Source organism: Bradyrhizobium sp. C-145, from assembly GCF_023375135.1.
In the GTDB taxonomy this organism is placed as follows: domain Bacteria; phylum Pseudomonadota; class Alphaproteobacteria; order Rhizobiales; family Xanthobacteraceae; genus Bradyrhizobium; species Bradyrhizobium zhanjiangense.
Map to the genome: position 1 here is coordinate 5,845,145 of NZ_CP088150.1, position 13,381 is coordinate 5,858,525.

The following is a 13,381-nucleotide window of genomic DNA, read 5'->3' on the forward strand; positions in this document are numbered from 1 at the left end:
ACTTTCAAAGACAGCGGCGCCCCAGAAGCGACCGCGCACTCATCATTTCGTCGGATCACGAGTCCATTATCACCACATCGAGCCCAGCACTCCGCGCGACCCTGATGGATGGCTCGTTATCGGCATAAACGTGAGCGCGAAGACAACCAAAGCGCGACCTGACTTCGTTCAGCATCAGCTTTGCAACTCCACGATTACGATGCTCAGGCGCAACTGTATAAGACACGTCTTCACCATCTATCCTGAACGTCGCAACCGACTCCTGGTTTAACTCGAAGATGAAAAGGTTTGGCTGGTCCATCTTGAGCCGTCGATCGAGCCAGCCCACATGCTCATCCCATCCCACGACGTCCTTGTTCTTGGACATTCTGCGGGTCGACTCATCATTGCGCCATTCGAACAACCGTCGAGCGTCGTCCTTCGTGGCCGGTCGAATTTGAAAATGGTTCATGATCGCAAGCCCGCCCAACCGCGATCCACATAGGCACAAGCCCCGCGTTAGTCAACAAGAAGCGAAGCGAGCGCGGACGACGCTACTCATTGTAAGATCAGGGGAAAATCCCACTGACGCCTCGGGAAACTGGTTCGGCTTGCCTGCTAGGATCGGGAACCGAGTTCGACACGCACGCGGCCGCTACCCTGGCCATCCACAAGCGCGAAGGCAGCCTCCCCCAGTACCTTCACGCACGCCGAATCCTCCTGCAGCGAGCGGATGGCGCCGGCGAGGGTCTCGGCTGTGACAGACGCGCTCGATCCGAGATACAGCGCCGCCCCCGCCTTGGCGAGCGCGGTCAACGCACCAACTTGATTTGCCGCAATATCGACCACCACCGCGGGCAGGCCCAGACAGCAACGCTCCCAACTCATCCCACCACCAGCTCCGATCGACAGATCGGCCCGCCGCATCAGCTCGGCCATGTTATTTGCAGCCCGATGCACCTCCGCACACGGCAATTCGCCTAGAAGTTGCACGATCAACTCTGCATGCGGATTGCTCTGACCGATTACAACATCCACGGCAATCTCTGGAACCCCGAGGCTTGCGATAGCCTGCAGCGCCTTAGCCGTGTCGTTGGTCGGATCAGAGCCACCGAAGCAAACCAGGATCCGGCCGATCTCGCCGCTGCGGCTCGTCAACAAGCGACGCTGCTCGAGAAATTCAGGACGTAGCAACGCGTATCTCGGCCCGAGCAATTGCGCGCAAGAAGCCGATACACAGTCACGATAGCGCGTCTCCATCTGTTGAATGAGGTTCTGATCGAGGAGGATCTCGCAATCGTGCGGACGATCGGCGAGATCGTCAATCGCGAGGATTCGCAAACCTTCTCGTCGGCAGGCACTCTCCCAATTGGCATCGAGAGAATAATGATCGACGACAAGCCAGTCGGCTGATCCAATCTCCTCCATCGCCTGAAATGTCTGCTCCGCATCCTGTTGCCACGTCGTGGGCAACCAGTGCGCATAGCTGCGGTCCGAAGTGGCCGCCTCCAGATTCGGCACCTGTGGATCCGGTAAGAGCCGCACGGCATGGCCGTCGCCCTGGACCAGTGCAGCCAACGGAGCGGCATGGCTACGCATAAGAAAGCACGATGCGGTTCCGCCTTCGGCAAGGATATTCGCCAGCGTCAGACAACGCGTAAGGTGCCCCATCCCCATCTGGACCGAAGCGTCGACTCGAAAAATGACCCGCTTCATGCTGTTCATAGACTCGGTCAACTCTTCCCGAATAGCCGGCGCAATAAGCGGGGCTTTTCCAGGCATTAGGCCTCCAAAAGGCAGCCTACTACTACAATTCGGAGCAAAAAAGGATACTAATCCACGCTTGACTGTCGCAGGCCCTTCTATATGCGGAAGTCGCAAACGCACAACCCCCGCCATAGCATGTGTTCCGAAAAAACGATTTTGATCACCACACTCGCCGAATACCAGACCCGGTTCTGGATTCCGGTCGCGCAGCGATTGCGTGCGGCCGGCTGCGAGGTCGAATTACTCGCCTTCGACGATCGCAGCGCCGAGATGTCTGTCGCCGAAGGCGTGCCGGTCACGAACATGTATCGCGAGGGTCTCAAGACCGGCCCCTCGCCCGACGATCGCAAGGCATTCGACGCGCGTGTCGGCTCTTATGGGCTCAACGGGACCAATTTCCTGTTCAGCCATGAGCGTTTCACCTTCGGCATCAACGATACGGCGGCGCTGCGCCGGCGTTTCATGATCTATGCCAACGCCATGGAGGCGGTGCTCGACCGGCTGGAGACGCAGGAGCGACGCGCCGAACTGGTCCAGGAGCTCGGCGGCTTCCTTTCCGTCATCGCAAGCTTCTATGCCGCCAGGCGCCGGGGCATCCGCAACTGGTTCATTGAGCCTTCGTTCTTTCGAGGCCGGATGTATTTCACGCCGGACAGCTTTGCTGCCCCCAATGTGATGGCAACACCCGCGGATGCGATGTCAGCCGAGGTGCGCGCCTATCTGAAGGAGACGCTGACGCAGCGCGCGATAGTCATTCCGAAGAAGGATCAGCACCACTATTCGGCGGCATTCAAGAAGGTCGTCAATTTGCGCAATGCCCATCGTCTCGCCGAGAAGCTCTGGGACCAGTTCGCGCTCGGCAAGCACCAGGAGTTTGGACACAATCTGCGCCATGCCCGCGTGCACGCCGCGATGGCCCTCAACGCGACGCGGCTTCGCAAGCTCTACCGGCCGCTGCCCGAAATGCCTTTCGTCTACTATCCCTTCCACGTTCCGGCCGACATGGCGCTGACGCTGCGCTCGCCGGACTATCTCGACCAGGTCGCGACCGTCGACTTCCTGCTGCGCACGATCCCGGATTCGCACGTGCTCGTGGTGAAGGAACATCCCGCCCAGATCGGCGCCATCTCGGCCACCCGCCTGCTCGAGCTCGCGCGCCGGTTCGACAATTTCGTGCTGCTGCCGCCGCAGACCAACAATTACACCGTGCTCAATCGCGCCGATGCCGTCGTCTCCGTCAACAGCAAGTCGGGTGCCGAGGCACTGCTGCTCGGCAAGCCGGTCGTGGTGATGGGCGATGCGTTCTACCGCTCCTGCCCTCTTGTGTACGCGGTCGATCGCATGGCCGACGTGCCCGCGCGGCTGCGCGAAGCGCTCTCCGCGGGGGCATTCGATCCCGCCAGGGGGGCGCCCTATTTTGAGTCCGCCTGGCGCCGGTCTCATCCGGGCGAGCTCTATATCAGCGATCCCAAGCTGCTCGACACGTTTGCGGCCTCCTTGCGCGCCGCAATGGCCGAACCGGCCCGTGTGAACTGAACGGATCCATCATGCCGCTCGTCTCGATCATCACACCGTCCTGGAACGTCGAAGGCCTGATCGGGGAGACGATCCGCTCGGTGCAGAGCCAGACATTCGCCGATTGGGAGCTCCTGATCGCCGACGACTGCTCGACCGACAACACGCCGGGCATCATCGCGGCAATTGGTGAGCGCGATCCACGCGTCAAGCTGATCCGGCAGGCCAAAAATGGTGGCCCGGCGCTCGCGCGCCAGGCATCGATCGACGCCGCAAAGGGCCGCTATCTCGCCTTCCTCGACAGCGACGATCTATGGCTGCCCGAAAAGCTCGAGCGGCAGCTCGCCTTCGCCCAAGAGAAGCGGGCTGCTCTCAGCTATACCGCCTTCCGCCGCATTAACGAGACCAACACGGTCACCGGACGGCTGATCGAGGTGCCGGCCTCGCTCACATATGCCCAGCTCCTGGAGAACACCGCAATCGCGACGCTGACCGCGATGGTCGACCGCGAGATCGCCGGTCCTATAGCGATGAAGAACGAGGGCTATGACGATTTCTGCCTGTGGCTCTCGGTCCTCAAACGTGGCCACACCGCATACGGCCTCAACGAGGACCTTGCGCGCTACCGTGTCAGGGGTTCCTCGGTCTCCAGCCGCCCGGTGCGCTCGGCCAAATGGGTCTGGCAGATCTACCGCAATGTGGAACACCTCTCGCTGATCAGGTCGGCCTGGTGTTTTGCCCATTGGGGTGCGCGGGCCTGGCTCAAGCGGCGGGAATTCTAGCGGAGCTCGGCGCACGAGCGCTGTGCAGCCAGCTGCAACAGCCGGAAATGAACATTTCGGTCCGGACGGCGGCCCACTGGACTTTTGAAGTATCATCACGCCAGAATGCAAGCCTATTGGCCTTTCCGCCCGTAGCCGATACCACTCTGCCGGCCTCACCGGACGAGTCCGCCCCCGAGATCCTCCTGGAACCCGATCATGCCGTTTGAAAGCTACAAGAACAGCCGCATCCTCGTGACAGGAGGCGCCGGCTTCATCGGATCGCATATCTGCGAGCGACTGCTCGAAGCGGGGGCCGAGGTGGTGTCCGCGGACAATTATTTCACCGGCAGTCGGCGCAACATCGCCCATCTGATCGCCAATCCGCTGTTCGAGGCGGTCAGGCATGACGTTACCTTCCCGCTCTACATCGAGGTCGACGCGATCTTCAACCTAGCCTGTCCGGCCTCGCCGATCCACTACCAGCGTGATCCTGTGCAGACCACCAAGACCTCGGTGCACGGCGCCATCAACATGCTCGGCCTGGCCAAGCGGCTCAAGGCGCGCATCTTCCAGGCCTCCACCAGCGAGGTCTATGGCGATCCGCTGATCCATCCCCAGACCGAGGACTATTGGGGTAACGTCAACCCGATCGGCATCCGCTCCTGCTACGACGAGGGCAAGCGCTGCGCCGAGACGTTGTTCTTCGACTACTGGCGTCAGCACGGCCTGCCGATCAAGGTCGCGCGCATCTTCAACACCTACGGCCCGCGCATGCAGCCCAACGACGGACGTGTGGTGTCGTCCTTCATCGTCCAGGCCCTCAAGGGTGAGCCGATCACGGTGTTCGGCGACGGAGGGCAGACCCGCTCGTTCTGCTATGTCGACGACCTCGTCGAGGCCATTACGCGGCTGATGGTCACACCGGAAGACGTCACCGGCCCGATCAACCTCGGCAACAACTCTGAGTTCACGATCCGAGAACTCGCCGAAAAGGTCATCAAGCTCACGGACTCGCGTTCCAAGCTGGTATTCAAGCCGCTGCCGCAAGACGACCCGCGGCAGCGTCAGCCCGATCTCGCCAAGGCGAAGGCGGCGCTGAACTGGGAACCGAAAGTCGCGCTCGAGGATGGGCTGAAGGAGACGATCGCCTATTTCAAGCGTACACTCGAACTCTCCTGATTGGATGCACGGCCTCCCACATAGCTTGCCTTTCCAACATCATCTCAGCTTGGGATCTCGACTTGACTCATGGCGCGGGCTCACCTTGCTCGTGCTCCATCACAGCGCCGTCGCAGTTCGCCAGCTAGGAGCGCTACATTCTCTAAAGCGAAGCGCGGGAGAGGGTCGCTGGATTGGCCGCGCTCAGCCTGGGTAGCGCTTGGAACGCCTGATCGTATAGAAGGGTGAGAGACGTGGTTTCGCCCTGGCTAGTTGCACCTGCATGCGCTCTATCTGGTTCAGCGCGACGTTATAGAACTTCGCGGCCTGGCGCGCGCTTCCAGTCTGCCAGAAGTGGCAGTTCGACCGACAGAATCGCCGGTTGAACAGCTTAGGCAACCCACGCATCCGGCAGCCGGGCCGCGAGCACGTCGCCAGGAACACCGGAATGACTAGCAGTGCTGGGGGCATGCGGAGCAATATCTGTACAAGATTGGCCAACCAGCCGTGGATCAGGCGGCGCAAGCGGCCGCTTGGCGTGGATGCGGCGGCTTCCCTGCTGTCTCTTGCGGCAGATTGCGCGGGGTCAAGCTGCAACCTACCTGACAAGAGTGCCGCTACTGGTAAGCGCTTAGCCGGAACCCTTGCTTCGGGATCGGAATAGCTGTGCGAAGAAGCCTCCGGGTTGGACGGAGGTTTGAGATGGGATTGGACAGCAAAAAGGACGTCCATTTAGACGGCCCAGGGTCGCTGAGCCGGTTGGAAGTTCTGGAAGGACCGTCGGGGCGGCGCGTGCGCTCGGAAGCTGAGAGAGCTCGGATCGTCGCCGAGAGTCTGTTGCCCGGTGCCCAGGTGGCCGAGGTGGCGCGCAAGCACGGAGCGACGCGCTGGCAGATCTACGATTGGCGACGGCGCTTTCGACAGCGAGGCCTGCTGCCGGCGTGCGAAGCGTCCCAGCCGACATTCGCGCCGCTGGTGGTGGGAGGTGCGTTGGAAGAGCGTCAGGCTCCGGCCATCAAGCTTGAGATCGCGATTGGTGATATCGTGCTGCGGACGGATACGGCCATTGATGCCGAGCAGCTGTCCCGGGTGATCCGCGTGCTGCGAGCATCACGATGATTGCGGCCGGTGCTGATCTGAAGATTTACGTTGCAACGCGGCCGATCGACTTCCGCTGTGGCCACGATGGGCTTGCGGTGAAGGTGCAGGAGATGCTTCGTCTTGACCCGTTCAGCGGCGCAGCCTTCGTGTTCCGATCGAAACGAGCGGACCGAATCAAGATTTTGGTGTGGGACCGAACGGGCCTGGTGTTGGTTCACAAGCGCCTCGAAGGTTGCAAGTTCGTTTGGCCAACGATCGCGGACGGCGTGATGCGGATGTCGCCGGCGATGTTCGCGGCCTTGTTCGAGGGGCTGGATTGGAGGTTGGTCCGCCCGGAAGAAGCGCGGCGGCCGCAGGTCGCTGGATAACTGCGGCAGAATGACTCGGCCGCTATTTTGAGCGTGGCACGTGTGGCGCCGATGTGCTCGAAATAGCACATGAGCATCGCGGCGCTGCGCGACGAAAACGAACGCCTCAAGGCGCTTTTGGCGCAAACGCAGGCGGCCTTGAGCGAGCATCAGGGGGCGCTGGCGGCGTCGGAGGAAGCGCGGCGTCGGCTAGAGATCATTCTCGGCGAATTGCGCCGCGAGAAGTTCGGCTCGAAGTCCGAGAAGCTGCGGCCAGATCAGTATCACTTACCGCTGGAAGACGTGGAGATCGCGCAAGGCATCTTGGACGCGGCGCAGGAGAGAGCCGAGGCTGTGATCAACGGCCGATCGCGGAACGTGCCGGATCAAGGTCCTCATCGCAATCGCGGCTGCTTGCCTGCCCATTTGCCGCAGGTGGAACGGATCATCGAGCCCGCAAGCACGCTCTGTCCGTGCGGTTGCGGCGCCATGGCGAAGATCGGCGAGGACGTCAGCAAACGCCTGGACGTGATCCCGGCGCAATGGAGGGTGTTGGTCACGCGCCGCCCGAAATATATCTGTCGCCGCTGCTCGGGCCCCGTCGTGCAGGCGCACGCACCGGAGCACGTCGTGCCCGGCGGGCTGCCGACCGAAGCGGCCATCGCGCACGTGATCGTCTCCAAATTTGGCGACCACACGCCATTTTACCGTCAGGCCGAGATCTATGCGCGCCAGGGGATCCGGCTTGATCGGGCGACACTGGGCAACTGGTCTGGCCGCGCCTGCTTCCATCTTCAGCCCATCGCGGACCACATGCGCCACCACCTGGCTATGGCGGATCGGCTGTTCATGGATGAGACCAGGGCGCCGGTACTCGATCCGGGGCGCGGCCAAACGAAGAAAGGCTACTTCTGGGCGATCGCCTCAGACGACCGCGGCCACAGCGGGCCAAGTCCGCCGATCGTGCTGTTCCGATATGCCCCTGGTCGCAGCGGTGCCTTTGCTGAGCAGTTCCTCGACGGTTTTGGCGGACGCTACCTGCAATGCGATGCCTATGACGGTTATGACCGGCTGACCGAGGTCGTTCGACCGCAAGGGCCGTGGACGCTCGTGCATTGCTGGAGCCATTTGCGCCGGCGCTTCGTCAAATTGGTGCGCAACAGCAAGTCTCCGATCGCCGAGGCCGCCGTTCGACACATCGCGCAGCTTTACGCCATCGAAGCCATGGTGCGCGGCTCGTCGCCGGACGTCCGGTTGGCCACGCGCAAGGAGCACTCGCTGCCCCTCATCGCGGCTTTAAAACCGTGGTTTGAGAAGCAGCTTTCTATGATCTCCAGCGGCTCAACGCTCGCCGAGGACATCCGCTATGCGCTCAATCACTGGCAGGGGCTGACCCGCTTCCTCGAAGACGGGCGTCTCGAACTCGACACCAACCCGGTCGAGAACGCCATCCGGCCGGTCTGCCTAACCAGAAAAAATGCGCTCTTCGCGGGCCATGAAATCGGGGCCGAAAACTGGGCCATGCTGGCGTCGATCGTCGCCACCTGCAAGCTCAACAGCGTCAACCCGGTTGCCTACATCGCTGAAACACTCGAGGCGATCATCGACGGCCATCCCCACAGCAGGATCGATGACCTCATGCCGTGGCGATTCCGCAAAACGTCAAGCCAGCTTCAATAGGGTCATGGCTAAGCGCTTACGCTACTGTGGCTCGGGAGAGGAGCTTAGAGACGCCCCGCGCGAGTTCGCGTGCTGGCGACATAGTCGTGAATTGGATGAGCGCTGGGATACATGAGGCTGCACACCGTCATTTCTCAGATTGTGATCCGTCGCCAAGGGCACGGATCGAGCAGCGCTAGGCGTGTGCACTCGTCAGCCTAGTGGATCAGGAAGCTTCGCATCAGATGGTCGGTAAGATAGGATAGGCCTGAATAATCAAGATGGGAGAAGCCCGGATCACTCCGCTGGTTTTCCCAAAATCCATGATCATAGGAGGACGCTTGCGTCTCGAAGTGAAATCCAGTGCCCAGAAGGTCGCTTGAAAAATCCGGCGCTCCAATGTTGGTAGAACCACCAGCCTCGATCTGACCAATGGGCTGGATCTCAGGTTGGAAAATAAAACCTTCCTTTTGCCGCAAGAGAAACTTCGTTGCGGATGATGAATCGGACGTAGCAGCCTCCGAAGGAATTCCAACGGTGCCATCGCCGTTTAGGTCTTGGTGGAAGGTGGTTTCAAGCGACTCAAATGACGTATTCGTCCCCGTCACTTCGGGAACGATATTCCCGGTATAGTTGCCGTTGCTGTCAGTACTCCAGACCGTATAGTGACCTGTCGCAAGGTCTTTCCACGCCACGTCGTAGCCACTGGCAGTCTGCTCGGCTGCTATAGGTGCCCAGGTGCCATACGCCTTGGCGCTGACCGACGAGCCGGAAATCTTCAGGATAGGCCCGCTGCCAGTGCTGATATCGTCGAGGTAGAAGTTATCACCTACCTGCACCAGCTTGGTGGAGCCCTGTGCCTCAATGGTGAGGGTGGAAATGCCAATGGTGCCGTCGCCGTTGAGGTCTTGGTGGAAGGTGGTCTCAAGCGACTCAAATGACGTATTCGTCCCCGTCACTTCGGGAACGATATTCCCGGTGTAGCTGCCGTTGCTGTCAGTACTCCAGACCGTATAGTGACCTGTTGCAAGATCTTTCCACGCCACGTCGTAGCCACTGGCAGTCTGCTCGGCTGCTATTGGTGCCCAGGTCCCATACGCTTTGGCGCTGACCGACGAGCCAGAAATCTTCAGGATAGGCCCACTGCCAGTGCTGATATCGTCGAGGTAGAAGTTATCACCTACCTGCATCAGCTTGGTGGAGCCCTGTGCCTCAATGGTGGTGGTGGGAATGCCAATGGTGCCGTCGCCGTTGAGGTCTTGGTGGAAGGTGGTCTCAAGCGACTCAAATGACGTATTCGTCCCCGTCACTTCGGGAACGATATTCCCGGTATAGCTGCCGTTGCTGTCAGTACTCCAGACCGTATAGTGACCTGTCGCAAGATCTTTCCACGCCACGTCGTAGCCACTGGCAGTCTGCTCGGCTGCTATTGGTGCCCAGGTCCCATACGCTTTGGCGCTGACCGACGAGCCAGAAATCTTCAGGATAGGCCCGCTGCCAGTGCTGATATCGTCGAGGTAGAAGTTATCACCTACCTGCACCAGCTTGGTGGAGCCCTGTGCCTCAATGGTGAGGGTGGGAATGCCAATGGTGCCGTCGCCGTTGAGGTCTTGGTGGAAGATTGTCTCGAAGGACTCAAGGGACGTGCTGGTGCCGGACAGGTCGCCAGTGAGACTGGAGATATAGTTGCCGTTGCTATCGGTGCTCCAGACGGTGTAAAAGCCGGTCGAATAATTTTTCCAGACGACTTCGTATCCGCTGCCCGCCTGCTCGGCCCCGATTGGAGCCCAAGGCGCGTAGCTGGTCGACACCACGGCTGAGCCGGAAATCTTCAGAACAGGTCCAGTTCCGGTGATGTTGCTGTCGAGGTAATAGCTCGTGCCCGTCTGGACCAGCTTAGTGGAACCGTATGCCTCAATCGTACTGTTGATCAGGCTAGCGCTGGCGACTGTACCGTCCGCAAACTGGAAATTCTCTACCCCTGTCACCGTATCGGTGCCGTCGGGCGCGCCGGAGCGCAAATCGCTTATGGTGAAGGTCTGCGTGTTCGCGTCGTATGCGACGGAGTAATTGGCTTTGCTGCCCGAATACACTACGGTATCCGAGCCTGAGCCGCCATCGATGACGTCGTTGCCCGCCCCACCGGTGATCGTGTCGTTACCGCCCGCGCCGCTCAGCACGTTGGCGATGGCATTGCCTACCAGCGTGTCCTTGCCGGAGCCGCCGATGGCGTTGTCGATGTAGGAGCGCGCGTCGCCGATATAGAGATAGGCGTTGTAGACGTTGCCCGATGCGTAATGGCCATCGCCGAGATAGGCCAGTTGAACGGAGGAGAAGACCGACGATGCACCGGGGTTGAGGTTGATGCTCAGGTTCGTCGTGTAGTTCGACAGGTCGTAAGTATCGACGCCGCCGCCGTCCCAGACCGTCTCGTAGATTCGATTGGCCGAGCCTCCGACGCCGTCGCCGGGCGCGGGCTGCCCGACGCCATTGATGAACTCCTGTCCCGTGGTCGGATTCCAGGTGTAGACCGTGTTGCTGCTCTGGGTCGTGAAGTTCGCACCGTACATCGTCTGCAGCGCGAGGATGTCGTTGGCCATGTAGGTCTGTGGATATCCGTAGGCCTCATTGGTGTATCCGCTCGTGGTCGAAGCGCCGACATAGCTGCGATAGCTCATGACGGTATATTCGCTGTCGTCGTGCGCGGTCGGCACTGCGACGTTGGCCGGACCACCGGTCTCCTGGCTGTGCTTGAGGCCGAAGGCATGGCCGAGCTCGTGCAGCGCGGTCGCGAAGTAATAATTGCCGAGCTTGGCCAGCGAGTAATTGTACTGAGTCCCGATCCAGATGTCGCCGCCGGACGCATAGTTGCCGGGATAGTAGGCGTAGGAGGTCGGGTTGGCCGACGGCGACTGCGCGATCATGATGTCGGCGCCGTTCGTGCCTACGTATTGGATGTTGGCGTTGGTGTAGCCGTTGATCAATCCGATGGCGTAGTTGATCGCGACCTGCATCTGGGTCGGCGCCGAGGCGAAGCCCGATGTGGTCGGCTCACTGCTGCCGCCGGTGTACGGATTGACGTAGTCGCTGGGCGTGTCCGGGAAACTGTAGGTGATCGCGCCCGACCATTTGTAGCCTGACAGCAGACCATCGATATCGGCGTTGTTGGTCTTGGAGACCGTGACCGCGGTTGCCAAAGCGAATCTCCGAAGCAGCAGGCCCCATCCAATTCGAGGCCTTAACAGATGATTCTAGCTAGAGGGTTAAGCGTTTGGTTTAAATGGGGCGAGAGCGCCCGGACCTCTGCCATAATGCGCTGTTAGCCATCAAATCCCGTATTCATACGGGGCGCAAGCAAGAACCTCGGTTCCCCCGGCGCCCGTGATTTGCAGGGTTTCATGAAACGACGTTCACTCGCGGCCGGCCTGTTTGGCGCCCTTGCGGCGCTCGCTGGATTCGATCAAGCGCCCTTCGGAGGACTGCCCTTCATGGTGGAGAAGGCCAATGCAGATGACAGCGGCAAGGCGGGACGCGCGCCCACCATGCCAATGGCCCGCGATCCTGCCGTTGCCGTAGCCGAGGAATACGAAGCGGCCCGCCAGAAGGGAACGCGGGAGGCGTTCGAACTCTTCATTGCGCGCCACGGCGATGATCCGCTGGCCGAGAAGGCGCGCACGGAACTGAAGCGCCTGTCGCGCTGATTCCTTCACGCAGCGCGGCAAACCGCGCCAGCCATTGCATTTCGACAGGCGGCATCCGCGCCGGCCCAGACTTGTCGCGGGGCCTTTCGGCACTATGGTGGGCCCGCAATTTGTCCTGGAGCCTTTTACGATGCCCTTTCCGCATGCCTCGGAAGCCCTGTCGCGCTTCACCGTGCTCGATCTGACCCGGGTCCGCTCCGGGCCGACCTGCGTGCGGCAGCTCGCGGATTGGGGTGCCAATGTCATCAAGATCGACGCGCTGACCGAGGATGCCGGCGGCGAGCAGCCGGGCGGCCCTCGGCGGGGTTCCGACTTCCAGAATTTGCACCGCAACAAGCGGGCGATGACGCTCAACCTGAAAGACGAGCGCGGGCTCGCCGTGTTCAAGCGCCTTGCCGCCAGGGCCGACGTCGTGGTCGAGAATTTCCGCCCCGACGTGAAGAAGAAGCTCGGCATCGACTATGAGAGCCTCGCCGCGATCAACCCGCGCATCGTCTATGGCAGCATCTCCGGCTTCGGCCAGGACGGCCCCTATCATAAGCGCCCTGGCTTCGATCAGATCGCGCAGGGCATGGGCGGGCTGATGTCGATCACCGGTGCGCCGGGCGGAGGACCGATGCGGGTCGGCATTCCCGTCGCCGACCTCACGGCGGGCTTGTTCTGCGCCATGGGCATTCTCACCGCGCTGCTCGAGCGCGAGGTCTCGGGCAAGGGCCAATGGGTGCAGACCTCGCTGCTCCAGGCCCAGATCTTCATGCTCGACTTCCAGGCCGCGCGCTGGCTGATGGAGAAGGAGGTGGCCAAGCAGGCCGGCAACAACCATCCGACCAGCATCCCGACCGGCGTGTTCAAGACCTCGGACGGCTACATCAACATCGCCACCACAGGCGGGCGGATCTGGGAGCGCTGCGCCCAGGCGATCGGCGCGCCCGAGCTCTTTGGCCATCCCGACTACACGACGGCCCCTGCCCGCTCCAAGAACCGCGACGCGCTCAACGCCGAGATCGAGAAGCGCACCGTGATGAAGTCGACCGAGACCTGGGTCCGTGAGCTTAACGAGGCCGGCGTGCCCTGCGGGCCGATTTATGCCATCGACCAGATGTTCGAGGACGCGCAGGTCAAGCATCTCGGCATTGCGCAGGACGTGCCGAACGACGAGGACCGCCACATCCGCCTGGTCGGCCAGCCCGTGACGCTGTCGCGCACGCCGAGCAAGATGGTAGCGCGGCCGCCGGAATTCGGCGAGCAGACCGACGAGGTGCTGAAGGAATTCGGCTTCGGTGCCGGGGAAATCGCAGAGCTTAAAGAAGCCCGAATCGTCTGAGGCGCTCTGGCATTGGAGATGAGCGCTTCTCGGAGCACTGTTTCTTCGATGTAGAATGGAAGTAAG

At 61.2% G+C, this 13,381-nt stretch carries 11 protein-coding genes; 8 read left to right on the plus strand and 3 right to left on the minus strand.

The features are described from left to right. Positions 1 to 55 precede the first annotated feature (55 nt). Both LRP30_RS27620 and pseG read right to left on the minus strand, forming a co-directional pair. Positions 56 to 451, minus strand: a complete 396-nt coding sequence (locus LRP30_RS27620; protein WP_249756782.1) for a GNAT family N-acetyltransferase — start codon at positions 449 to 451, stop codon at positions 56 to 58. A gap of 146 nt (positions 452 to 597) precedes the next feature. Continuing rightward, positions 598 to 1,761 (minus strand): UDP-2,4-diacetamido-2,4,6-trideoxy-beta-L-altropyranose hydrolase, encoded by a 1,164-nt coding sequence (gene pseG / locus LRP30_RS27625; protein ID WP_249756783.1) that lies wholly within the window; start codon positions 1,759 to 1,761, stop codon positions 598 to 600. 141 nt (positions 1,762 to 1,902) lie between these two features. Between pseG and LRP30_RS27630 the strand changes: the two genes are divergently transcribed. The 6 genes from LRP30_RS27630 (at position 1,903) to LRP30_RS27655 (ending at position 8,311) form a co-directional block, all read left to right on the plus strand. Beyond that, positions 1,903 to 3,282, plus strand: a complete 1,380-nt coding sequence (locus LRP30_RS27630) for a capsule biosynthesis protein (protein ID WP_249756784.1) — start codon at positions 1,903 to 1,905, stop codon at positions 3,280 to 3,282. 11 nt (positions 3,283 to 3,293) lie between these two features. Continuing rightward, a complete protein-coding gene (locus LRP30_RS27635; protein WP_249756785.1) occupies positions 3,294 to 4,043 on the plus strand; it encodes a glycosyltransferase family 2 protein in 750 nt (249 codons plus the stop codon). A 198-nt stretch (positions 4,044 to 4,241) separates the two neighbouring features. Beyond that, positions 4,242 to 5,204, plus strand: coding sequence for a UDP-glucuronic acid decarboxylase family protein (locus LRP30_RS27640; RefSeq protein WP_249756786.1), 963 nt, complete (start codon positions 4,242 to 4,244; stop codon positions 5,202 to 5,204). A gap of 681 nt (positions 5,205 to 5,885) precedes the next feature. After that, positions 5,886 to 6,302: a transposase gene (locus LRP30_RS27645; protein WP_249756787.1), complete on the plus strand. Its 417-nt coding sequence runs from the start codon at positions 5,886 to 5,888 to the stop codon at positions 6,300 to 6,302. A gap of 77 nt (positions 6,303 to 6,379) precedes the next feature. Continuing rightward, positions 6,380 to 6,652, plus strand: a complete 273-nt coding sequence (gene tnpB / locus LRP30_RS27650; RefSeq protein ID WP_249756788.1) for an IS66 family insertion sequence element accessory protein TnpB — start codon at positions 6,380 to 6,382, stop codon at positions 6,650 to 6,652. A 69-nt stretch (positions 6,653 to 6,721) separates the two neighbouring features. Continuing rightward, positions 6,722 to 8,311, plus strand: coding sequence for an IS66 family transposase (locus tag LRP30_RS27655; protein ID WP_249756789.1), 1,590 nt, complete (start codon positions 6,722 to 6,724; stop codon positions 8,309 to 8,311). Positions 8,312 to 8,508: 197 nt separating this feature from the next. On the opposite strand, the gene LRP30_RS27660 is transcribed toward LRP30_RS27655, so the two are convergent. Beyond that, complete coding sequence (locus LRP30_RS27660) at positions 8,509 to 11,487, minus strand: M10 family metallopeptidase C-terminal domain-containing protein (protein WP_249756790.1); 2,979 nt, start codon at positions 11,485 to 11,487, stop codon at positions 8,509 to 8,511. 201 nt (positions 11,488 to 11,688) lie between these two features. Between LRP30_RS27660 and LRP30_RS27665 the strand changes: the two genes are divergently transcribed. Both LRP30_RS27665 and LRP30_RS27670 read left to right on the plus strand, forming a co-directional pair. After that, positions 11,689 to 11,991: a hypothetical protein gene (locus LRP30_RS27665; RefSeq protein ID WP_249761841.1), complete on the plus strand. Its 303-nt coding sequence runs from the start codon at positions 11,689 to 11,691 to the stop codon at positions 11,989 to 11,991. Between the two features lie 130 nt (positions 11,992 to 12,121). Continuing rightward, positions 12,122 to 13,315 carry a CoA transferase gene (locus LRP30_RS27670; protein WP_249756791.1) on the plus strand — a complete coding sequence of 398 codons (1,194 nt, stop codon included), beginning with the start codon at positions 12,122 to 12,124 and terminating at the stop codon, positions 13,313 to 13,315. Positions 13,316 to 13,381: the final 66 nt, after the last annotated feature.